The organism is Actinotalea endophytica, from assembly GCF_025717005.1.
Lineage (GTDB): Bacteria > Actinomycetota > Actinomycetes > Actinomycetales > Cellulomonadaceae > Actinotalea.
Genome location: NZ_JAOVZU010000007.1, coordinates 185234 through 207456, shown reverse-complemented (window position 1 = coordinate 207456; position 22223 = coordinate 185234). Strand labels below are relative to the sequence as shown.

The 22223-nt window shown below is 72.6% G+C and carries 21 protein-coding genes; 8 read left to right on the top strand and 13 right to left on the bottom strand.

Annotation, left to right across the window (positions count from 1 at the left end; translation table 11 throughout):
• Nucleotides 1–44: 44 nt before the first annotated feature.
• On the bottom strand, nucleotides 45–404 hold the full coding sequence (locus tag OEB99_RS13535; protein ID WP_263577808.1) for an STAS domain-containing protein: 360 nt from the start codon (nucleotides 402–404) through the stop codon (nucleotides 45–47).
• A gap of 147 nt (nucleotides 405–551) precedes the next feature.
• On the opposite strand from OEB99_RS13535, the gene OEB99_RS13530 reads away from it, so the two are divergent.
• On the top strand, nucleotides 552–1838 hold the full coding sequence (locus OEB99_RS13530) for an adenylosuccinate synthase (RefSeq protein ID WP_263577807.1): 1287 nt from the start codon (nucleotides 552–554) through the stop codon (nucleotides 1836–1838).
• A gap of 6 nt (nucleotides 1839–1844) precedes the next feature.
• Here the strand turns inward: OEB99_RS13530 and OEB99_RS13525 are convergent, their stop codons facing one another.
• Entirely contained in the window at nucleotides 1845–3176 is a 1332-nt protein-coding gene (locus OEB99_RS13525; RefSeq protein ID WP_263577806.1) for an MFS transporter, read from the bottom strand.
• Nucleotides 3177–3252: 76 nt separating this feature from the next.
• Here OEB99_RS13525 and OEB99_RS13520 point away from each other — a divergent pair, with 76 nt between their 5' ends.
• Complete coding sequence (locus OEB99_RS13520) at nucleotides 3253–3846, top strand: winged helix-turn-helix domain-containing protein (protein ID WP_263577805.1); 594 nt, start codon at nucleotides 3253–3255, stop codon at nucleotides 3844–3846.
• Between the two features lie 11 nt (nucleotides 3847–3857).
• The gene (purD, locus tag OEB99_RS13515) at nucleotides 3858–5216 is read left to right on the top strand and encodes a phosphoribosylamine--glycine ligase (protein WP_263577804.1); all 1359 of its coding nucleotides are present in this window, start codon (nucleotides 3858–3860) and stop codon (nucleotides 5214–5216) included.
• A gap of 49 nt (nucleotides 5217–5265) precedes the next feature.
• On the opposite strand, the gene OEB99_RS13510 is transcribed toward purD, so the two are convergent.
• The 8 genes from OEB99_RS13510 to OEB99_RS13475 all read right to left on the bottom strand — a co-directional run bounded on the left by OEB99_RS13510 (nucleotide 5266) and on the right by OEB99_RS13475 (nucleotide 14511).
• The gene (locus OEB99_RS13510) at nucleotides 5266–5775 is read right to left on the bottom strand and encodes a P-loop nucleotide/nucleoside kinase family protein (RefSeq protein WP_263577803.1); all 510 of its coding nucleotides are present in this window, start codon (nucleotides 5773–5775) and stop codon (nucleotides 5266–5268) included.
• A 62-nt stretch (nucleotides 5776–5837) separates the two neighbouring features.
• On the bottom strand, nucleotides 5838–7502 hold the full coding sequence (locus OEB99_RS13505) for a dipeptide ABC transporter ATP-binding protein (RefSeq protein ID WP_263577802.1): 1665 nt from the start codon (nucleotides 7500–7502) through the stop codon (nucleotides 5838–5840).
• Nucleotides 7499–8086 (bottom strand): GbsR/MarR family transcriptional regulator, encoded by a 588-nt coding sequence (locus OEB99_RS13500; RefSeq protein ID WP_263577801.1) that lies wholly within the window; start codon nucleotides 8084–8086, stop codon nucleotides 7499–7501. The genes OEB99_RS13505 and OEB99_RS13500 overlap by 4 nt, the downstream gene beginning before the upstream one ends.
• The gene (locus OEB99_RS13495; protein WP_263577800.1) at nucleotides 8083–9519 is read right to left on the bottom strand and encodes a serine hydrolase domain-containing protein; all 1437 of its coding nucleotides are present in this window, start codon (nucleotides 9517–9519) and stop codon (nucleotides 8083–8085) included. The genes OEB99_RS13500 and OEB99_RS13495 overlap by 4 nt, the downstream gene beginning before the upstream one ends.
• A 16-nt stretch (nucleotides 9520–9535) precedes the next feature.
• Complete coding sequence (locus tag OEB99_RS13490) at nucleotides 9536–10543, bottom strand: ABC transporter permease (protein ID WP_263577799.1); 1008 nt, start codon at nucleotides 10541–10543, stop codon at nucleotides 9536–9538.
• The gene (locus tag OEB99_RS13485; protein WP_263577798.1) at nucleotides 10536–11468 is read right to left on the bottom strand and encodes an ABC transporter permease; all 933 of its coding nucleotides are present in this window, start codon (nucleotides 11466–11468) and stop codon (nucleotides 10536–10538) included. Before OEB99_RS13485 ends, OEB99_RS13490 begins: the two co-directional genes overlap by 8 nt.
• The gene (locus tag OEB99_RS13480; protein ID WP_263577797.1) at nucleotides 11465–12886 is read right to left on the bottom strand and encodes a M14 family zinc carboxypeptidase; all 1422 of its coding nucleotides are present in this window, start codon (nucleotides 12884–12886) and stop codon (nucleotides 11465–11467) included. Before OEB99_RS13480 ends, OEB99_RS13485 begins: the two co-directional genes overlap by 4 nt.
• Nucleotides 12887–12891: 5 nt before the next feature.
• Nucleotides 12892–14511 (bottom strand): peptide ABC transporter substrate-binding protein, encoded by a 1620-nt coding sequence (locus tag OEB99_RS13475; RefSeq protein WP_263577796.1) that lies wholly within the window; start codon nucleotides 14509–14511, stop codon nucleotides 12892–12894.
• 282 nt (nucleotides 14512–14793) lie between these two features.
• Between OEB99_RS13475 and OEB99_RS13470 the strand changes: the two genes are divergently transcribed.
• A complete protein-coding gene (locus OEB99_RS13470) occupies nucleotides 14794–15747 on the top strand; it encodes a phosphoribosylaminoimidazolesuccinocarboxamide synthase (protein WP_263577795.1) in 954 nt (317 codons plus the stop codon).
• 53 nt (nucleotides 15748–15800) lie between these two features.
• Entirely contained in the window at nucleotides 15801–17312 is a 1512-nt protein-coding gene (locus OEB99_RS13465) for an amidohydrolase (RefSeq protein WP_263577794.1), read from the top strand.
• Nucleotides 17313–17369: 57 nt separating this feature from the next.
• Here the strand turns inward: OEB99_RS13465 and OEB99_RS13460 are convergent, their stop codons facing one another.
• Both OEB99_RS13460 and OEB99_RS13455 read right to left on the bottom strand, forming a co-directional pair.
• Entirely contained in the window at nucleotides 17370–17840 is a 471-nt protein-coding gene (locus OEB99_RS13460; RefSeq protein ID WP_263577793.1) for an SRPBCC family protein, read from the bottom strand.
• The gene (locus OEB99_RS13455; protein WP_263577792.1) at nucleotides 17837–18157 is read right to left on the bottom strand and encodes an ArsR/SmtB family transcription factor; all 321 of its coding nucleotides are present in this window, start codon (nucleotides 18155–18157) and stop codon (nucleotides 17837–17839) included. Before OEB99_RS13455 ends, OEB99_RS13460 begins: the two co-directional genes overlap by 4 nt.
• A 98-nt stretch (nucleotides 18158–18255) precedes the next feature.
• Here OEB99_RS13455 and OEB99_RS13450 point away from each other — a divergent pair, with 98 nt between their 5' ends.
• Complete coding sequence (locus OEB99_RS13450; RefSeq protein WP_263577791.1) at nucleotides 18256–18660, top strand: DUF1801 domain-containing protein; 405 nt, start codon at nucleotides 18256–18258, stop codon at nucleotides 18658–18660.
• Between the two features lie 52 nt (nucleotides 18661–18712).
• Nucleotides 18713–19033: a hypothetical protein gene (locus tag OEB99_RS13445; RefSeq protein ID WP_263577790.1), complete on the top strand. Its 321-nt coding sequence runs from the start codon at nucleotides 18713–18715 to the stop codon at nucleotides 19031–19033.
• Nucleotides 19034–19095: 62 nt separating this feature from the next.
• Here OEB99_RS13445 and OEB99_RS13440 read toward each other — a convergent pair whose 3' ends face one another.
• Complete coding sequence (locus OEB99_RS13440) at nucleotides 19096–20124, bottom strand: LacI family DNA-binding transcriptional regulator (protein WP_263577789.1); 1029 nt, start codon at nucleotides 20122–20124, stop codon at nucleotides 19096–19098.
• A 297-nt stretch (nucleotides 20125–20421) separates the two neighbouring features.
• Between OEB99_RS13440 and OEB99_RS13435 the strand changes: the two genes are divergently transcribed.
• A complete protein-coding gene (locus OEB99_RS13435; protein WP_263577788.1) occupies nucleotides 20422–22206 on the top strand; it encodes a glycoside hydrolase family 3 protein in 1785 nt (594 codons plus the stop codon).
• Nucleotides 22207–22223 lie beyond the last annotated feature (17 nt).

The following is a 22223-nucleotide window of genomic DNA, read 5'->3' as shown; positions in this document are numbered from 1 at the left end:
GCACTCGCGAGCGGACCCGCGCGACGGCGGTGGGCCGGCAGGCGTCAGAGGTGAGCCCGCGAACCGCCACCCGCGGTGGCGCCGACCTTGGGGCAACGGTGCGTGCTGTCGACCCGGAACATCGGCAGGGCGCCGCACACGTCGAGCACGAACAGGTCGCGCTGCGCGCAGCCGCGCAGCACCGTCGCCCCGCCGCGCCGCCGGGTGGAGTCCGCCAGCGACATCAGGAACGCCGCGCCCGTGGAGTCCATGAACGTGACCCCGCACATGTCGATGACCAGCAGCTGACGGCGCAGCCCGGTGACCCGTGCGGTCACCTCGGGGAACTCCTCGCGCTCGGCCAGATCGAGGTCGCCGGAGATCGTCACCGTCGTCGCGGTGGACGACATCGAGATCTCGAGCATGGTGGGCCTTCCCCGTGGAGCCGGTCGGGCCGACGATAACCGCGGCGGTAGCCGCCCGCACGGCGAGCGGGCACCGCGTGCGTGGGTACCCACCTTGTACGCTCGTACGGCCCCGATCACCGGGGCGGGCCGAAGGATCGAGGGAACATGCCAGCCGTCGTGGTGCTCGGTGCCCAGTGGGGCGACGAGGGCAAGGGCAAGGCGACCGACCAGCTCGGTTCGCGGGTCGACTACGTCGTGAAGTTCAACGGCGGCAACAACGCGGGCCACACGGTGGTCATCGACGGCGAGAAGTACGCGCTGCACCTGCTGCCGTCCGGGATCCTCTCGCCCGGCGTGACCCCGGTGATCGGCAACGGTGTGGTCGTGGACCTCGAGGTCCTGTTCGGCGAGCTCGACGCGATCGAGGCGCGCGGCGTGGACACCTCGCGGCTGCTGGTCTCCGGCGGGGCGCACCTGATCGCGGGCTACCACCGCACCATCGACAAGGTCACCGAGCGGTTCCTCGGCAAGCGCCGGATCGGCACCACCGGCCGCGGCATCGGCCCGGCGTACGCGGACAAGATCAGCCGGGTCGGGCTGCGGGTCTGGGACCTGTTCGACGAGCACATCCTCACCCAGAAGGTCGAGGGCGCCCTCGCGCAGAAGAACCACCTGCTGGTGAAGGTCTACAACCGTCGTGCGATCACGGTCGAGGAGACCGTCGAGGAGCTGCTGCGGTACGCGGACCGGCTGCGCCCGATGGTCACCGACACCGCGGTGGTGCTCAACGACGCGCTGGACCGGGGCGAGACGGTGCTGTTCGAGGCCGGCCAGGCGACCATGCTCGACGTCGACCACGGCACCTACCCGTTCGTGACGTCGTCCTCGGCGACCGCGGGCGGGGCCTGCACCGGGTCCGGCGTCGGTCCCACCCGGATCGACCGGGTGGTCGGCGTGATCAAGGCCTACACGACGCGGGTCGGCGAGGGCCCCTTCCCGACCGAGCTGTTCGACGACGACGGCGAGTGGCTCCGCAAGACCGGCGGCGAGTACGGCACCACGACCGGCCGTCCGCGCCGCTGTGGCTGGTACGACGCCGTGGTCGCGCGCTACGCCTCCCGGGTCAACGGCCTGACCGACCTGGTGGTCACCAAGCTCGACGTGCTCACCGGCCGCGAGACGGTCCCGGTGTGCGTGGCGTACGACGTGGACGGCGTGCGGTACGACGAGCTGCCCACCGACCAGACGCTGTTCCACCACGCGAAGCCGATCTACGAGGAGCTCCCCGGCTGGTGGGAGGACATCTCCGGCTGCCGGACGTTCGAGGACCTGCCGGTCAACGCGCAGCGGTACATCGAGGCGCTCGAGCAGATGAGCGGGTGCCGGATCTCGGCGATCGGGGTCGGCCCCGGCCGTGAGGCGACGATCAGCCGGCACGACCTGCTGGACTGACGCGAGTCACGCCTCGTCGAGCATCCGCTGACGGACGGTGAGGGCGGGCAGGGCGGGCACCGCGACGCACACGGCGGCCGCGGCGAGCATGACCGGCGCCAGGCCCCAGCGGTCCGCTGCGACGCCGGCGAGCACGGCGCCGAGCGGCATGAGGCCGAAGCCGAGGGTCCGGCTCGCGCCGGTCACGCGGCCCATCAGCCGCGGCGCGACGAGCCGTTGCCGCAGCGTCCGGGAGACCACGTTCGCGGACGCCGAGGCCATCCCGATCGCGACCAGCACGGGGTAGAGCAGCCACGGCACCGGGAACAGCACCGGGACGGCGAGCAGCACCGCGCCGGCCCACCAGCCGCCGAGGATGAGCCGGAGCTCGGGCACGACGCGCAGCGCGGGCTCGACGAGCACCGATCCGGTCACGGCGCCGACCGCCATCGCGACGCCGATCCAGGCGTACTGCTCGGGGGCCAGACCCAGCGCGGAACCCTCGCCGACCGCCCAGAGCACGAGCAGCGTGGTGTACCCGGTGCTCGCCATGTTGAACACCGCGCCGGCGATCGTCATCGGCCGCAGCACAGGGTGGTGGACCAGGGTGGACAGGCCTTCGCGGATCTCGTGGAGCGCGGCCCGCGGGCCACGTGGCCCGGACGTGGCGTGCCGGTAGGAGCCGCGGATCGTCGCGAGGACGGCGGCGCCGGCGGCGGCGAGCACGGCCGGGACGGCGAGCAGGGCCGTGGCGTCCCAGCCGAGCAGGAGCCCGGCGATCGGCGCGCCGACGAACGCGCCGGCGACCATCTGCACGGCCTGGACGCGCCCGTTCGCGGCCTGCAGCCGGGAGCGGGGTGCCACGTCCGGCACCAACGCGGTCTCGGCGAGGTCGACGAGCACGTCGGTCGCGCCGTAGGCGAGCGCGAGGGTGACCAGCAGCAGCATGCTCATGTGCCCGGTCAGCACGAGCGCTGCCGCGCCGGTCAGCAGCACCGCGCGGGTGCCGAGCGCCGCGACCTGCACGCGCTTGCGGTCGCTGCGGTCCACGGCCATGCCGCCGACCAGCGCGAGCAGCAGCCAGGGGAGCCAGGACGCGGCGGTGAGCAGTGCGACCTGCGACGGCGAGCGGGTCAGGGTGACGGCGTACAGCGGCAGGCCGACCTGGACGATCCCGTCGGCCAGGTTCGCCAGGCCGGTGGAGGTGAGCAGCGCCCGGAAGCGCGGTCCGAGCGGCTCCTTGGCGGCGGCGTGCGGCGCGCCCTCGGCCGGGACGTCGTGGGCGGCGTCAGGGGTGCCGGCGGAGGCGGCGTGCGGAGTCGGGTCGGACTGGTCGGCGCGCGCGACGTCGGTCGTCATGGTCCCTCACTAGAGTGGTCGGGTATCGACAGAGATCTGTTTGCAAAAGAACCTCTGCAAAGGTAGTTCTGCAATCATGGCTGACGCAACCCCCCACCCGGGTCCCGAGGCGCTCAAGGCGTTCACGCACCCCCTGCGCATGGCGATGTTCGAGTACCTGCGCGACCACGGGTCCGCGACCGCGACCCAGCTCGCCCGGGCCATGGACGAGAGCACCGGGCAGACCAGCTACCACCTGCGCCAGCTCGCCAAGCACGGCTTCGTCGAGGACGACCCCGAGCACGCCGGCGGGCGCGAGCGTTGGTGGCGGCCGGTCGGCTTCCAGATCGGGCCCGACGACCTCGCCGACTCCGAGACGCTCGGCGCGCTCACCGGCATGCTCGGCGCGCGGTTCGCCATCCGGGCCGCGGTGCTCCAGCGCTGGCTCGAGCACCTTCCCGACGAGGACGAGGAGTGGCGCGAGGCCGGCATGGCCAACGAGGGCAGCACACAGCTGACGGCCGACGAGCTGCGCGCCATGTCCGAGGAGCTCGAGGCCGTGATGATGCGTCACTTCGAGGACGCCAAGCGCCGCCGGGACAGCGGCGACGGGCTCGAGCGGCGCAGGATCCGGGTGCACCTGGACGCGTTCCCGATCCCACCGGACGGTCCGGCCGCGGCGCGCGGCTAGGCTGGCGGCCCGTGAGGATCCTCGTCATCGGTCAGGGCGCGCGGGAGCACGCCATCGTCAGGTCGCTCGCGCAGGGCGGCGAGCACGAGCTGCACGCCGCTCCGGGCAACCCGGGGATCGCCGCGCTGGCCACGCTGCACGAGGTGGAGGCGACCGACGGTGCGGCCGTCGCAGCCCTCGCCGCCGAGGTCGGCGCGGAGCTCGTGGTGGTCGGCCCCGAGGCGCCGCTGGTCGCCGGGGTCGCCGACGCCGTGCGCGCCGCCGGCATCGCGTGCTTCGGCCCGAGCGCCGAGGGCGCCGCCCTCGAAGGTTCCAAGGCGTTCGCCAAGGAGGTCATGGCTGCCGCAGCGGTGCCGACCGCGATGGCCCACGTGTGCACCACCGAGACCGAGCTCGTCGAGGCGCTCGACGCGTTCGGCGCACCCTATGTGGTCAAGGACGACGGTCTCGCGGCCGGCAAGGGCGTGGTCGTCACGTCCGACCGGGCGGCCGCGCTCGCGCACGGCCTGGCCTGCCTGGACCGGCGCTCGCAGTCCGGCGAGCGTCCCGCCGTGGTGGTCGAGGAGTACCTCGACGGCCCCGAGGTCTCGCTGTTCTGCGTGTGCGACGGGCAGACGGTCGTGCCGCTCGCCCCGGCGCAGGACTTCAAGCGTGCGCTGGACGGCGACGAGGGGCCGAACACCGGAGGGATGGGCGCCTACTCGCCGCTCACCTGGGCGCCGGCCGACCTCGTCGAGCAGGTGATGACGCGCGTCGCCCAGCCGACCGTCGACGAGATGCGGCGCCGCGGGACGCCGTTCGCCGGAGTGCTGTACTGCGGCCTCGCGCTGACCTCACGCGGTGTGCGGGTGGTCGAGTTCAACGCCCGGTTCGGCGATCCCGAGACCCAGGTGGTGCTCGCCCGGCTCGTCACCCCGCTCAGCGAGGTGCTGATGGCCGCCGCGACCGGCGAGCTCGACACGCTCCCGCCGCTGCGCTGGCGCGACGACGCCGCGGTCACCGTGGTGGTCGCAGCCCACGGCTACCCCGGCACGGTGCGCGCGGGCGACGAGATCGAGGGGGTGGCCGACGCGGACGCCTTGGCCGACGTGCACGTGCTGCACGCCGGCACGGCCCGCAACGGCGAGGGGACCCTCGTCTCGGCCGGTGGCCGGGTGCTGTCGGTCGTCGGCGTCGGCGCCGACGTCGATGCCGCGCGCGAGCGCGCCTACGCCGGGGTCGAGGCCATCGCCCTGCGCGGCTCGCACCACCGCACGGACATCGCCGCCCGGATGCCCGAGCCGATCGCCGCGGACGACGCGACCGCCGAGACGGACGACCCCGAGGACGACATCCACTCGGCGATGCTCAGCACGGAGGACCTCCGCTAGCGCGAACCGGTGCACCGACCGGGCGGCGGGGGCGTCGGGCCGGTCTCGCTCAGCCGAGCGCGCGCACCGCGGTGAGCACGTCGTCGGCCGCGCCCGGCACCGCCGTGTCGACCCGGAGAGCGCCCGGCCACGGGTGGTAGGTGCGAGCCTCGACTTCGGCCCAGGTCGGCAGCGCATGCCCGGCGATGTCCGCGGTCCGTCGTTCGACCCTCCTGCGGTGTTCGCCCGGGTCCGAGCAGACCACCTCGACCTCCAGGAGTCGGGCGTCGGTCGCGCCTGCGACCGAGTGCCACGCGTCGCGCGTCAGCGGGATCGGGTTCACGGTGTCGGCCACCACGCTCAGCCCGAGCCGCAGCTGGTCGGCCGCCACCGCGTGCAGCGCGCGATAGCCGAGATCGGCGAGGTCATCCAGGCGGTCCCAGCGCCCGGAGGACAGGAGCGCCTGCTCGACGCTGTCGACTCTCAGGTGGGTCGCGCCGAGGCTCCGTGAGATCTCGCGCGCCAGCGTCGTCTTGCCGACCCCCGGCAACCCGCCGAGGGAGATGAGGATCGGGCGCACGCCGCCATGGTGCCAGCCGCCGGCCGGATGAGGGATCGGTCCGGAGCGGCGATCGCCGGTCCTCAGGCCGCTCCGGCCAGCCGCCGGCGACGGCGCGCGGACTGCTCGACGGGATCCGGCACCGGCGCTGCGGCGAGCAGGCGCCGGGTGTACTCGTGCTCGGGGGCCTGGAGCACCGACCGCCGATCACCCGCCTCGACGACCTTGCCGCGGTGCATCACCGCGACCCGGTCGGCCAGCTCGTCGACCACCGCGAGGTCGTGGCTGATGAACAGGCACGCGAACCGGAAGCGTTGCTGCACCTCGCGGAACAGCTCGAGCACCGTGGCCTGGACGGACACGTCCAGCGCGGACGTGGGCTCGTCGGCGATGAGCAGGGCGGGCTCCAGCGCGATGGCACGTGCGATCGACACCCGCTGGCGCTGCCCGCCGGACAGCTCGTGCGGGTACCGCGAGGCCCAGGAGGCCGGCAGCTCGACGGACTCGAGGAGCGCACCGACGCGCCGCTCGAGCGCCGCACCACGCAGGCCGGCGTGCACCCGCAGCGGCTCGCCGACCGACTGCCCGATCGTGTAGCGCGGGTTCATCGAACCGCCGGGGTTCTGGAACACGACGCCGATGCTGGTGCGCGCGCGGCGCAGCGCCGCTCTGCTGCTCTCGCCGAGCCGGACGCCCACGACCTCGACCGTGCCCGAGGTCAGCGGCGCGAGCCCGAGAGCGCACCGGCCGAGCGTGGACTTGCCGGAGCCGGACTCGCCGACCAGCGCGAGCATCTCGCCCGGCTGCACGTGCAACGTCACGCCGTCGATCGCCCGCACGTGCCGGCCGCGCTGGTTCCGGTACTCCACGACGAGGTCCTGGACGGCGAGCACGGGGCGTTCGCGCTGGTCGGCGTCGCTGACGCGATCGGCCGTACCGATCCGCGGGACCGCGTCGAGCAGCTGCCGGGTGTAGGCCGCGGTCGGGCGCACGAACAGGTCCTCGACCGGGGCCTGCTCGACGGCCTCGCCGTGCCGCATCACCACGACGCGGTCGGCGAGGTCGGCGACCACCCCCATGTCGTGCGTGATCAGGACGATCGCCGCGGAGGTGCGTGCCCGCAGGCGGCGCAGCACGTCGAGGACCTCCTGCTGGACCGTGACGTCGAGCGCGGTGGTCGGCTCGTCCGCGACCAGCACCTCGGGGTCGCACGCGAGTGCCATGGCGATCATGACGCGCTGGCACTGCCCGCCGGAGAGCTGGTGCGGGTAGAACCGGAGCCGCTGCTCGGGGTCGGGCAGCTCGACCATCTGCAGGAGCTCGACGGCCCGCGCCCGCCGCGCGGCGCGCCCCATGCCCGGAACGTGCCGGCGCAGCATCTCGTCCAGCTGGTAGCCGATCGTGAACACCGGGTCGAGGGCGCCGACGGGGTCCTGGAAGATCATCGCGATCCGCGCACCGCGCACGGGCTCGAGGTCCGCGTGCGGGTCCAGCAGGTCGATGTCGCCGAGCCGGGCCGAGCCGGCGATCGTCGCGGTGCGCGGGAGCAGGCCCATCAGCGCCATGGAGCTCACGGACTTCCCGGAGCCCGACTCGCCCACGATCGCGAGCACCTCGCCCCGGTGCAGGTCGTAGGACAGTCCGCGCACGGCGTGCACGTCGGGCGAGCGGCCGCCGTCGACCCGGAACGTCACGCTCAGGTCGCGGACCGTCAGGACGGGCGCCGCGGGGGCGGTGGAGTCGGTCACGGCGCTCCAGTCGGGTCGTCGGGCTCGGGGTACAGCGGTCCGGTGGGCGCCAGGCTGGGGTCCGCTGCGACGGCGTCGCGGTAGGCCTGCCAGTCGCCCAGCATCTTGCGGTGGTAGCCGGCCAGCCAGTGCATGTAGTTGCGTGCGTTGGTCAGGCGGCGCACCGGTCCCGAGCGGTCGTCGTCGACGGCGTCGAAGCCGTGCGAGATCGCGGCGGCGAGGCGCACCAGGTAGGAGCGCTCCGCGGCGAGGAACCCGCCCCAGATGTCGTCCTCGGCGCGGAAGTAGTGGTTGCGGTCTCCGGGGACCACGTGCCGCTTGATGAACCCCATCTCGACCAGCGCCCGGCACGAGGTCGAGACCGCGCCGGCGCTCGCGTGCAGCAGCCGGGCGATCTGCGCCGAGGACAGGTACGGCGCGTCGACGATCATCAGCAGACCGACGACCCGACCTTCCATCCGGGGGTTGTTCGCGGACTCCCAGACCAGGCCGAACTCCTCGACGAACGTCGCGGCGGCGTCGTCGAGCGCGTCGGGCACATCGGACCGGGGGCTGGGGGTGGGCACCTCGTCGTGCGTCGTCACGGGGCAACCCTAGGGCGAGCGACCTGGGTCATCGCGGGGCGCCGGGCGAGGAAGTCCTCGATCGGCCAGGCGGTCATGCCGCCCACCCGCACCGAGGTCACCAGACCCTCGTCGGACCGGGTCAGGTGCACCACCTCGCCGGACGGCCCGAAGCTCGGCCGGGCGGGCAGGCGCAGGTGCAGGGAGTCGACGATCTCGAGCTCCTCGATGCTCAGGCGCGGGTCGGCCTCGGTCGGCCGGACCAGCACGAGCCGGTCGCCGAGCAGGGCGATGTCCTCGGCGCCCCACAGCGCGGCGAACCGTCCTTCGAACGAGGCCGGATCGGGGGCGTCGGCCGGTGGCGCGGGTGCGGTCGACGGCGCGAGCGCGGCGTCGATGAGCGCGAGCAGACCCACCGCGATCGGTGAGGCCGGCCCGTCGACGGCGTTGGTCAGCACGCTCACCACGAGGTTGTCCTTCGGGTCGACGAACGTCCGGGTGATGTGGCCCGGGTACCCGCCCGAGTGCCCGACGAGCTGCCGTTCGCCGACCGTGCGCAGCTCCATGCCGACGCCGTAGCGGCCGAGCTCGGTGCCGTCGTGCGAGACGATCGACTCGAGTCGCTGCATGATCCGCTTGGAGTCGTCGGAGATGAGCCGGTCGTCGCCCGGGACGTGGGCCGCGCCGTAGGCGGACAGCTCGGCGGCGGTCGAGTAGAAGCCGGTCGCCGCGGCGAGCGCCTGGGTGTCGACGTGCTCGATCGGCAGCCGCTCGAGCTCGCCGGGGAGCAGCCCGGTGTGCCCGGCGGCGTACTCGGCGGCCCGGGCCGGCACGTACTCGGCGCCGGTCCGGGTCAGCCCGAGCGGAGCGACGATGTGCTCGTCGACGTACTCGCCGTAGGTCTTGCCTGAGGCCGCCTCGATCACGAGGCCGAGCAGGCCGTAGCCGATGTTCGAGTACTTGAAGTGCTCGTTGCGGTCGAACACGCGGCCGCGCTGGGTCGCCTCCGTGATCAGCGCCGCCCGGTCGGGGAACGGGTACGCGAGCTGCCAGAAGTCGGCGTGCTCGCCGTCCCGGATGACGCCGGCCTGGTGGCCGAGCACCTCGCGGATGCTCGCGGAGCCGACCGGCGTGCCGTCGAGCTCGGGAACGTGCTGGCTCAGCGGGTCGTCCAGCCGGATCCGCCCCGCCTCGCGCAGCTGCATCAGGGCGGTCGCCGTGAAGGTCTTGGAGTGGGACGCGATCCGGAACAGGTGGTCGGTGCGCAGCGGCTCGCCGGTGCTCACGTCGGCCACCCCGACGGCGAGGTCCAGCACCAGCTCGCCGCCGGACCGGACCGCGACCTGGACGCCCGGGACCCGGGACAGGGTCACCTGGGTCCGGACCCACTGCTCCAGGTAGCCGGCGGCGGCGCGGAGCGTCGTGGTGCGGGCGTTGACGTCGTCGTTGCTCATCAGGTCTCTCTCCGGTTCAGCGGCTCTGCGGGTCGAGGGTGTCGCGCAGCACGTCCCCGAGGGTGATCATCGCCAGGACGGTCACGGTGAGGAAGATGCTCGGGAACACCAGCATGTGCGGGGCGGTCTGGAAGTGGGACTGGGCGCTGGCCAGCTGCAGGCCCCAGGAGATGGAGGGGGCGCGCAGGCCGAGACCGAGGAAGGTCAGGGTCGACTCCGCGACGATCACCGATCCGACCATGATGGTCGCGACCGCCACCACCGGGCCGATCGCGTTGGGCAGCACGTAGTGCAGCAGGATCCGGCCCGTGCGCAGGCCCATCGCCCGGGCTGCCTCCACGTGCTCGGCGACCCGCACCGACCGGACCGACGACCGCATCAGCCGCGCCATCGTGGGCCACGAGAAGAGCGCGAGGACCAGCGCCACCGACACCGCCGACCGGGTGCCGATGCTGGTCAGCACGACGACCGCGCCGAGCAGGAACGGGAAGCCGAGGAACACGTCGGTCAGGCGGGACACGAGCCGGTCCGCCCAGCCGCCGTGGTAGCCGGCGAGGGTGCCCAGAACGAGCGCGACCACGAACGCCAGCGCGGTGGCGAGCAGCCCGACCGCGAGCGAGTTGCGCGTCCCGAAGATCACGTTCGCGTACACGTCGCAGCCCTGCAGGTCGGTGCCGAACACATGCTCGGCGCTGGGCGGCTGGGCGCTCGCCGCCAGGTCGCAGGCCCGCGGGTCGGGCTGGCCGAACCAGCCGGCGAACCACGACGGCACGAGCGCGACCGCCACCAGCACGACCAGGGTCGCGGCGCACGCCCAGAACAGGACGCGGCGCCGCAGGGTGCGCCACACGCCGCGCCGGGCGGCCTGCTCGCTGTGCTCGACGTTCTCGTCGAGTGCGGGGAGACCAGTCGTGTCGGGCACAGTCGTGTCGGGCACAGTCGTGTCGGGCACAGTCGTGTCGGGCACAGTCGTGTCGGGTCCCGGGTCGCCGAGCCCGGTGCCGGGTGTGCCTGTGTCACGCATGGCGGATCCTCGGGTCGAGCACGGCGTGCAGGAGGTCGACGAGGGCGTTGGTGACGAGGAACACCAGGATCAGCGCGGTGGAGACGCCCACGACGGTGGGTCCCTCGTGCGCGCGGATCGCCTGGAAGAGCAGGTTCCCGACACCCGGCAGGTTGAACACGCCCTCGATGACCACGGTCCCGCCGAGCAGGTAGCCGAGGTCCACGGCGAGGAACGTCAGCACGGGGATCGCCGAGTTCCGCATCACGTGCACGCCGACGATCTCCTTCCTCGGCAGCCCCTTGGCGCGCAGGGTCCGGACGAAGTCCGAGTGCAGGGTGTCGATCACCGACCCGCGCATGAGCCGCGCGACCGACGCGAGGCCGAACAGCGCGACGCACGCGGCGGGCAGCAGGTAGGACATCGGCCAGCCGGCCGCCGTGCCGGCCACCGGGAACCACCCGAGCCGCACCCCGAACAGCAGCTGCGCGGAGACGGCCACGACGAACACCGGGATCGACGACGCGAGGATCGTCCCGGCGAGCACCGCCTTGTCCGCGGCGCGACCGCGACGCAGGCCGGCCCACAGGCCGAGGGCCACACCGACGACGACCTCGATCAGCCATGCGGTGAGCGCGAGGGTGATCGTGACGGGCCAGCGCAGCGCGAGCTTGTCGGCGACCGACTGCCCGGCGAAGTTGGTGCCGAGGTCGCCGTGCAGCAGCGCGCTGAGCCAGTACAGGTACTGCCGCCACACCGGCTCGTCGAGGTGGAACTGCTCGCGCAGCTGGGCCACGACGTTCGCCGGCAGCGGGCGGTCCCCGCCGAGCGCGGCGATCGGGTCGCCGGGCAGGGCGAAGACCATCGCGTAGATGACGAACGACACGCCCACGAAGACCACCAGGAGCTCCACGACGCGACGCGTCACGAGCCGCGCCGCGGTCATCGGGCGGCCTCCCCGCCGTCCGCAGCCTGCCGGTCCCGCTCGGCCACCGCGTGCGCCGCCGCGAGCACGGCGCCGAGCTGCACCCCGACGAGCGCGGCCACCGGCAGCGTCGTGAGGTCCTCGAGCGCGCGCGCCTCCGTGGTCCACTCGCGCCAGACCTCGAGCATCCGGGCCCGCTGCGCGCGGACCTCGGCGGGTGCGACCCCGGCGTCGACCTCGGCGTCCAGGGCGCGCAGCAGCATGCCGCCGTAGCGCAGCCGGAAGCACCGCACGAGGTCCTCGTTGTCGAACACCTCGGCCACCGTGGCGGGACGGTCGTTCTCGGGTCGCGCGGCTCGCGCACGCTCCTGCTCGGCCATCCGGCTCAGCACCGGGATGAACGCCTCGGACGCACGGCGGAACGGGGTGGCGACGCTGAGCCCGGGGCGGGCCGCGTCGAGGATCGCGCCGAGCAGCCGTCCGGTCCCGGCGAGCGCGTCGGCCTTGGCGAGCAAGGTGTCGCGGTAGGTCGCCGCTGTGGGTGACTGGTCGCCGACCGCGGGGTGCGACCAGTAGGGCAGCTCCGCGATGAGGCTGAAGGTGCCGTAGCGGGCTGCGTAGGCCGCCGACGAGTCACCGCACAGCAGGGGGCCGGGGTCGACCCCGAGCCCTTCGACGAACTCGAGGTCGTCGGCGAGTGACGTGGCCCGGAAAACGGCCGGTGCCAGGCGGGTCAGGGACGGTGACTCCGGCTCGCCGGTCTCGAGCGGCAGGCCGAGGCTTTCCGGCACGGCGTGCAGGGCATCGACCAGGCCGGGCAGGGCCTCGCTGACGTAGTAGTAGACGCCGCCGAGCTCGGCGTTGTGCAGCGACACCATGAGCCGGGGTCGCACCTCGTCGATGACGCGCATCAGGGCTTGCGTCTCGGGAAGCACGCGATCGAACCAGAGGCCCTTCCAGGCGAACGGGAAGGTCCACTCGACCTGCTCGTCCGGCGCCGGGCGGTAGAAGCCCCGCGCGTAGTGGACCCGGTCGGCGGGCTCGGCGTACCAGCCCTCGTTGAGGCGGGTGCCGTCCGGGTCGATGCAGGGCACCAGGTACCAGGTGGCGTCGTGCGTCGCGCGGAGCTCGGGGTCGGTGCACAGCTGCTCCGCGAGGTGCTGGAGCGTGCGGAACCCGATCGGCTCGTTGGGGTGCACGCCGGCGAACAGCAGGTGGTGGCGCGGACCCGAGCCGACGACGTACATCGGGATCGGCTCGTCGAGCCTGGACGTGCCGATCCGGCGGCGCGAGACGAGCCCGGGGTGGGCCTCGGCCAGGGCGTCGAAGGACGCCAGGAGCTCGTCGACGGTGGGGAAGTCACGCAGCGGGCGCACCCGGCGAGCCCGCTCGAGGGTGTCCTCGAGCGAGCCCGCCAGGCGCTGGTCGGTGGACGTCATCGAGCTCAGGCGCCGTCCACGAGGATGGTCTGGGAGTAGTTCGGGTTGCCGGCCGCGGAGGTGTTGAGCTTCGCGATGCGGTCCGAGGTGACGTAGGAGTACGCCTCCCAGAACAGCGGCGGTGCCGGGAACTCGTCCTGGATCCGCTGCTGCACCGTCGCGTAGGCGTCGGCCGCGTCGGCGGAGTCCACGGTGGCGTCGGCCTGGGCGATCAGCGTGGCGACCTCGGGGTCGTACCACGGGATGCACATGTCGCAGCCGCCGCCCTCGACGAAGAACACCCGGAGCGTGTTCTGCTGGCTCGGGTACAGGGCGCCCCAGCGGGAGAAGAACGGGCCGGGCACGTCGCCGTCGAGCCGGGTCTGGTAGAACTCGGCCCAGTCGGTGCTGGGGCTCGCGTAGGCGTTGATCCCGAGGTTCTGCCGGATGTTGTTCGCGATGGCCGTGTAGAACTCGTCGAGGCCGACGCCGCCCGGGTAGTAGATCTCCATGTCGCCCTCGAAGCCGCCGGCCTCCTCGAGCAGGGCCTTGGCCTCGTCGGGGTGGTACTCGCAGTACTCGCCGCAGATCCCCTCGGGCGTGCCGGGCTCGATGCCGGGCGTCCATGCGGTGGCCGGCGTGTACAGCCCGCCGTAGATCACCTGGTTGATCGTGTCGCGGTCGATCGCCATCGAGATGGCCTCGCGCACCCGGATGTCGGAGTAGCGCTCGTCCCACAGCGGCAGGCCGAGGAACGAGATCCCCGGAGCCTCGAACGAGTAGACGTGGTCGCCGAAGTCGGTCGCCGCCTGGGCCATCTTGTCGGCCGGAAGGCTGGAGACGTCCAGGTTGCCGGCGAGCACGTCGGTGTAGGCCGTCCCGGTGTCGGTGTAGGGCACGAAGGTGATCTGCGAGACCGTCGGCGGGTCGCCCTGGTAGTCCGGGTACGCGGTGACGACCAGCGGCGATCCCTCGACGTAGTCGCCGGTCAGCTCGAAGGCCCCGTTGCCGACCGGGTGCGTGTTGTAGGCGTCGAGGTCGGCGAGCGCGGACTCCGGCATCGGGTACATCGCGGTCTGGGCCTGGGACACCTGCATCGGGAACTGGCTGTCGGGGCCGACCAGCTCGACCGTGAAGGTCAGGTCGTCGACGACGGTCAGGCCGGACATCTCGGTGGTCGTCGGGTCGCCCTCGGCCGGGTTGAGGTCGCCGTAGCCGACGACGTTCGCGAGCTGGCCGCTGTTCTCGAAGGCGTTGGGGCCGTAGGCGACGGTGTTCCACGCGTCGACGTACGACTGCGCGGTCACCGGGGTGCCGTCGTGGAACGTCCAGCCGTCCTTGAGCGTGATGGTCCAGGTGGTGGCGTCGTCGGACTCGATGGACTCGGCCTGGACGTAGGTGAGGTTGGACTGGTCGTCGATGAAGGTCAGCGGCGCCCAGACGGCCATCGAGAAGTCGTAGGCGACGGTCTGGCGACCGGGGATGAGCTGGCCGGGCTCGGTGACGCCGATGCTGATGGCGCCGCCGGTGCCGGTGGAGCTCGAGGTGTCGGCGCTGTCGTCTGCCGGGTCGGTGCCGCCGGAGCAGGCGGCGAGGGCCAGCGTGGCGGCGAGGGCGCCGACGGTGATCCGTAGGCTGAGTCTCACGTGTCGTCCTCCGTGGTGGGGTCGCCGTCGGTGCGGGTGCGGCGACGAAGGCGGTCGGGGTGGCCGTCGCCGGTACCGTGCGGTGTCTCCGCCGGCGAGGTCGGTGATCGGTCGTGGTGGTGGAGCGTGCTTGCAGGCAACCCCGCCGCGACGGTGCTGGTCAATACTGAAGTCGCCGAAGTTTCAGTAAGAAATGAAAGTTTAACGCCGGCGTGACATGGCGAGGAGGTCGCGGCGAGCGGCCCGCGCGGTCCGGCCGTCGGCTGCGCCAGGATGTGAGGCGTGACCGACACACCCGCCGCACCGCCGACCGGCCCCGCGTCCACAGCGCCGGAGCTCTCCGGCTGGACCCACGTCTACTCCGGTAAGGTGCGGGACCTGTACGTCCCGGCCTCGCCGCACCCGGCCGGCGACGTCGTCCTGGTCGTCGCCAGCGACCGGATCAGCGCCTACGACCACGTGCTGTCCACGCCGGTGCCCGGCAAGGGCGTCGTCCTGACCCAGCTCAGCCTGTGGTGGTTCGACCTGCTCGCCGACCTGCTGCCGAACCACCTGGTGACCGCCGAGACCGGTCGGGACGGCGTCCCGGACGCGGTGGCCGGCCGGGCCATGGTGTGCCGGCGGATGGCGATGATCCCGGTCGAGTGCGTGGCCCGCGGGTATCTCACCGGCTCCGGGCTGGTGGAGTACCGCGCCGGGGGCGCGGTGTGCGGCGTCCCGCTGCCGGCCGGGCTGGTCGACGGCTCGCGGCTGCCCGAGGCGATCTTCACGCCGGCCACCAAGGCCGAGCTCGGCGAGCACGACGAGAACGTCACGTTCGAGCACGTCGCCGGCGTGATCGGGGAGGGTGACGCGATCGCGGTGCGGGACCTGACGCTCGCGGTCTACTCGCGGGCCGAGCAGGCCGCGCGTGAGCGCGGCGTGATCCTGGCCGACACCAAGCTCGAGTTCGGCCGGCCCGCCGACGGCCCGGACGCGGGCCGGATCGTGCTCGGCGACGAGGTGCTGACCCCCGACTCGTCGCGGTTCTGGCCCGCATCCGGCTGGGAGCCCGGCCACGCCCAGCCGAGTTTCGACAAGCAGTACGTCCGGGACTGGCTCACGTCGCCCGCATCCGGGTGGGACCGCGCGTCCGACACCCCACCGCCGCCGCTCCCGGACGACGTCGTCGCGCGGACCCAGGAGCGCTACCTCGAGGCGTACCGCCTGCTGACCGGGCGGACCCTCGACCTCTGACCGCCGGTCGGATCGCGCCACGCGGCGGGCCGTCCCGGTCCTACGCTGCGGACGTGAACCTGCTGCTGCGCGGTGCCCGGGTGGTCCCGCTGGACGACGCCGCACCCACCCTGCCGGACGGCCCGGTCGACCTGCGCGTGGTCGACGGCCGGATCCGCGACGTCGCGCCCAGGCTCGACCGAGGGCCGGGCGAGCACGAGGTCGACCTCGGCGGCCGGTGGGTGATCCCCGGACTGTGGGACGCGCACGCACACGTGGGGCAGTGGGCGACGGTCCGACGCCGGCTCGACGTGTCCGCGGCCGGTTCGGTCGCCGAGGCCGCCGCGCTCGTCACCGCGAGGCTGGTGGCCGACCCGCCCGAGCCCGGCGCGCTGCTGGTCGGCTACGGCTACCGCGACGTGCTGTGGGCGGACGCCCCGACCGCGGAGGCCCTCGACGAGGCAGCAGCCCGTGCGGGCCTGCCGGACACCCCGGTGGTGCTGGTCTGCGGTGACCTGCACAGCGGCTGGTTCTCGACCGCGGCAGCGCGTCTGGTCGGCGTGCCGAGCGGCGTGGTGCGTGAGGACCCGTGGTTCGCGTCGATGGGCCGGCTCGACCCGGACGAGGCCACCCTGGACGCCTGGGTCGCGGACGCGGCGCGGGCTGCGGCGGCCCGGGGAGTGGTCGGCGTCGTGGACTACGACCTCGCCGACAACCTGGCGAGCTGGCAGCGCCGGATGTCCGCCGGGACGCGGGACCTGCGGATCGCGGCGGGTGTCTGGCGCGACCACCTCGACGGTGTGCTCGCACGCGAGCTCGCCACCGGTGACGTGATCGCCGGCGAGCCCGAGTGGCACGGGCTGCTGACCCAGGGCCCGCTCAAGGTGATCAGCGACGGGTCGCTGAACACCCTGACGGCCTACTGCCACGACCCGTACCCCGGCCCGGACGGCAGCACCACGAGCGGTGTGCTCAACGTGCCGCCGGCCGAGCTCGTGCCGCTGATGGCCAAGGCCGCCCGCAACGGCGTGCATGCCGCGATCCACGCGATCGGTGACAAGGCCAACGGGCTCGCGCTCGACGCGTTCGCGGCCAGCGGTGCCCGCGGGTCGATCGAGCACGCGCAGCTCCTGGCCTGGACCGACGTGCCGCGGTTCGCCGAGCTGGGTGTCGCGGCGAGCATCCAGCCGGAGCACGTCGTCGACGACCGGGACGCGCTCGACGCCGCCTGGGGCGACCGGACCGACCGCTGCTACCCGTTCCGCTCGCTGCACGAGGCGGGCGTGCGCCTGATGCTCGGCTCGGACGCCCCGGTGGCGCCGCTCGAGCCGTGGTTCGCGATCTCGGTCGCGGTCACCCGCACCCGGGACGGTCGCGAACCCTGGCACCCCGAGCAGGCTCTGTCCGCCCGGGTCGCGCTCGCGTCCTCGGTCCGCTCGCGCGTCGCGGCCGGGCAGCCGGCCGACCTCGCTGTGCTCGACGCCGACCCGCTGGGCGACCCGGGGTCGCTGCGCGCGATGCCGGTCGCCGCGACCATGCTGGCCGGCCGCTGGACCTATCACTCGTTGGGCGAGTCTCCGCTCTGAGGGCTGTGGCGATGGCTGCCTCGACGGGAGACCTCGGCCCGGACGGGGTGACTTCGCCTAGCTGTCGCGGAGGCCCGAGCCGGTCTCGAGGATCGTCTTCAGACCGCTCAGCACGAGCATCCAGCCCGGTCCCGAGACGTTCTCCGCGGTCCTGGGTGCGTCCTCGAGCCGGTCGTGGACGACGGTGAGCAGGCAGATCCCGCCGTCCTGAGGTTCGATCTGCCACGTCACACGGCTGGCCGGCTCGTCGGCGAGCCGCGGGTCGTACAGCGAGCGCCACGTGACGACGAGCCGCCGCGGGGGGTCGGACTCGAGCACGGTCTCGTCGCCCCAGAGGGAGGTGCCGTCGGGTGAGTGGTACCGGAACGGCGTGCCCGGCTCGCCGGTGGTCTCGACGCGGGAGCCGTAGAAGTAGCGCGCGCTGAACTCGGGCTTGGTGATCGCCTCCCAGATCGCGTCCGGTGAGGCCTTGATGAAGATCTGGTACACCTGCGCCGTCGAGGCCTGCGTCGCTCGCGTCGTCGTCATGACTCGTCCAGCTCCTTCTTGAGGTCTACGAGCGCCGAGGCTCGGCGCTCGGTGAACTTGTCGATCCACCGGTCGTGGATCAGCCGGATCGGGACCGGGTTGAGGAAGTGCAGCTTCTCTCGTCCGGACCGCCGGACGACGACGAGCCCGGCGTCCTCCAGCACCCGAAGGTGCTTCATCACTCCGAATCGAGTCATCTCCAGCTCGGCCTCCAGCTCGTTCAGCGTGCGGCCGTCGCGTTCGAAGAGCCGGTCGAGCAGGTGTCGACGGGTCGGGTCGGCGAGGGCCTTGAAGACCTGATCGCTGTCGCCGTCCACCCGAGGACAATAGGTGACTATTTGGTCACATGTCAACCGAGGAAGGAGCCGGAGCCGCAGGCTGCCACAGGGGCTCGAGCGACTCGTAGAGTCGGGGCATGGCGGACGGCATCGTGACGTCGAGCGACACCGAGTTCCGGGCGATGTTGGCCGAGAGCCCGGAACCGGTCGCCCGGCTCGCGCTGCTGGCCCGCGGTCTCGTCTTCGATGTCCTTCCGCAGACCGTCGAGGTGGTCTGGCCCCGTCAGGGGGTCGCCGGCTACGGCACCGGACCGAAGAAGATGACCGAGCAGTTCGTCTGGCTGGCGCCGCACTCGAAGCACCTGGTGTTCGGGTTCTACTACGGCGCCGAGCTTCCTGCGCCCGAGGGCCTGCTCGAGGGCATGGGACGTCTGATGCGGCACGTGAAGATCCGCGCAGCGGCCGATCTCGCGAACCCGGAGCTGCGGCAGCTCGTCGCGAGGGCCACCGTGCATCGCGTGCCTCCGCCGCGGACCGCGTAGCGGGCACGAAAACAAGGCCCGCGCCGGCCGCTTCCCGCGGGAGGATCAGGGCATGACGTCGACACGGTCACGCACCGTCCGCGCTGTCGCGCTGGGAGCGGTGCTGGTTCTGGTGCTCGCGGCGTGCGCGGCGAGCGGAAACGAGTACGTCGGGACGTCGAGCGAGGTGCGCGGCACGGTCGGCTTCTGGTGGGGCCTGTGGCAGGGCTTCATCGCGCCGTTCGCGTTCATCGTGTCGCTGTTCAACGACTCGGTCGGGATCTACGAGGTCCACAACAACGGCGGCTGGTACAACTTCGGCTACCTGATCGGCCTGTCCGCGATCTTCGGCGGTGGCGGCGGCGGCGGATGCGCCGCCAGGCGGCGGCGCTGACCGTCCGGTAGCAGGGGACCCGCCGGCCCGGGCCTCGCGGACCGGCCTTGCGGGCTCGCGGCTCAGGACTCGGAGCCGAGGGGCTCCAGGTGCCGGGTCGACCCACGCTCGGTCAGCCGGGGCGCGAGGAGGCGGACCTCGTTGTCCCGCGTCTGCGGATCGGTCCCGATCATCCGCACCACCATCTCGACGGCCATCTCGCCGATGCGCTGCGCCGGGATCTCGACACTTGTCAGCGGAAGTGGCATCGCCGCCACCACGTTGTTCGGGCAGACCGCGACGAGCGACATGTCGTCCGGTACCGCGAGGCCGTGCTCGCGCAGGCGGGAGATGACGTGGGGAAGGGCGACCTCGTTGTGCACCACGATGCCCGTGACGTCCGGGTGCTTGTCGACCAGGGTGTCGACGGCGGCGTGCGCTCCGGTGACCGAGGCACCGGTCGGGATGATCACGTGCTGGGTCGCCGCGTGCGTCGCGCCCGTGGCGAACCCGTCATCGATCCGGATGGCGTAGGACGTGCCCCTGGAGATCACCTCGACCGGTGAGCCGAGGAGGGCGATCGACCGGTGTCCCCGTTCGGCCAGGTGGCGGGCCGTGATCAGGCCGACCTGGTAGAAGTCGAGGTCGATGCACGTGAGGCCGGCGGTCTCCATCGGCAGGCCGATGAGCACGGTCGGCATGGTCAGGTTCCGTAGCGCGGGAAGCCGCGCGTCGAAGTCCTCCACGTCCATCACGACAAGCGCATCGATCATCGAGGACGCCGAGACCCTGGCCAGGTGCGATCCGTCGCCCTGGGTGACGAGCAGGACGTCGTAGTCGTGATCGTGCGCCCCCGAGGTCACGCCGGCGACGAACTGCATGATCACGTTCACGTCGACGCCCTCGCGGAAGGGAGCCTGGAGCCCGATGGTGTTCGATCTCGCAGAGGCCAGCGCCCGCGCACCCGCGTGCGGTCGGTAGTTGAGCTCGGCGATCGCGCTCTCGACGCGCAGGCGCGTCGCGTCGGAGATCGACCGCCTGCCGGACAGGACGTAGCTGACCGTCGACGGCGCGACCCCAGCGAGGCGCGCCACGTCGGCGATCGTCGCCATCGGGTACCCCCATCTGCCGGCTGCCAAGCGTCTCCGCACCGGTGACCGCCCAACTGTACTCAGCCGTCAGGCGGAGGTCCTGGACGCGACGCAGTCGGTCGGTGTACCTTCGGCATCGACGCCGTTGGCGAAGCGCTTCGACGAAATCCAGGGGGATCATCGACATGGCTGCCCGGTCGGCCGCGTCCGATGCGCCGGCCATGATCGACGGCGACTGCTTCGGCTCGGTCGATCACGAGGGCCGGGGTACCGGGGTCCTGTTCTCTGCCCGTCCAGCACGCACCGATGAGGAGCACCGTGCCAGCTGACGCCCGCTTCCCCTTCCAGGACTCCGCCCTCGACGTCGGCGCGAGGGTCGAGGACCTGGTGTCCCGGCTCTCGATCGAGGAGAAGGTCGGCCAGCTGTTCCACCCCATGGGGACGCTTCAGGACGTGGACACCCCGAACCGGGAGTTCGACCTGCCGGCCCTGCGGCCCACGATCGTCGAGCAGCACATCACCCACTACGGGTTGCTCGGGACGACCGCCACGCCACGCGAGTTCGCGCAGTGGCACAACCACGTCCAGCGCATCGCCCTGGCCAGCGGGCACGGGGTGCCGGTGACCTTCTCGACGGACACCCGGCACCCGGTCACCACGGATCCGCGCAACGCCCTCACCGGCGACCCGGCGAGCGAGTCGCCCGCAGGCTTCTTCTCCCGCTGGCCCGACACCCTGGGGCTCGCCGCCATCGGCGACGAGCAGCTCGTGGAGCGCTTCGCGTCGATCGTGCGGGAGGAGTACCGGGCGGTGGGGCTCACGGTCGCCCTGCACCCGCAGCTCGACCTGGCCACCGAGCCCCGGTGGCCGCGGATCTTCACCACGTTCGGCGAGGACGTCGACCTCGTGACCCGCTTCGCCCGCGCCTACGTGCGCGGGCTCCAGGGGTCCGCGTTCGGGCCGGACTCGGTCTCCGCCATGATCAAGCACTTCCCCGGCGGCGGGCCGCAGCGCGACGGAGAGGACCCGCACTTCCCCTACGGACGCGAACAGGTGTACCCGGGCGGACGCTTCGAGACGCATCTCGCACCCTTCGTCGCCGCACTCGACGCCGGCGCCCGGCAGGTGATGCCGTACTACGGCATGCCGGTGGGCACCGAGTACGAGGAGGTGGGCTTCGGCTTCAACCGGTCGGTCGTCACCGGGATCCTGCGCGAGCGCCTCGGGTTCGACGGCATCGTGTGCACGGACTGGAGCCTGGTGACCGACCACGTCGCGATGCACGACCACACCTCGGCTCGGGCCTGGGGCGTCGAGCACCTGACCGAGATCGAGCGCGTCGCCAAGGTCCTGGACGCCGGCGCCGACCAGTTCGGCGGCGAGTATCGGACGGACCTGGTCCTCGACCTGCTGCGGACCGGGCGCCTGAGCGAGGCGCGCCTCGACGAGTCGGTGCGGCGGATCCTGCGCGAGAAGTTCGAGCTCGGGCTCTTCGACCGGCCGTTCCTCGACGCGGATCGAGCGGACGCGGTGGTGGGCTCCGCGGCCTTCGTCGAGGAGGGGCTGGCCGCGCAGCGGCGATCGCTCACCCTCCTGACCAACGGCGCCACCGAGCCGGTCCTGCCGCTGCGCACCGGCGTGTCGGTCTACGTCGAGGGCGTGGACGGCTCCGTGCTGACGCCGCGCGCCGTGCTCGCGGAACACCCGGAGGGCGCGGACGTCGCCGTGATCCGCGTCAGCGCCCCCTACGAGCCCCGGGACGGCCTCGCGGCCGGCTTCCACACCGGCAGCCTCGCCTTCCCCGATCAGCAGGTGGAGCACATCGAGGCGATCGCCTCCCAGGTTCCCGTCGTGCTGGTGGTCTACCTGGACCGCCCCGCGATCCTCGGACGTCTCACCGAGGTGGCGAGCGCGGTGGTAGCGGACTTCGGGGTCAGCGACGCCGCGCTCGCCGACGTCCTGCTCGGCGCCGACGCGCCTCAGGGCTCGCTCCCGTTCGACCTGCCCAGCTCGATGGAGGCGGTCGAGCGGAGCCGGTCGGACGTCCCGTTCGACACACAGCGCCCGCAGTTCCGCTGCGGTCACGGCCTGCGGTACGGGTAGCAGCCCGCCCCACCGGT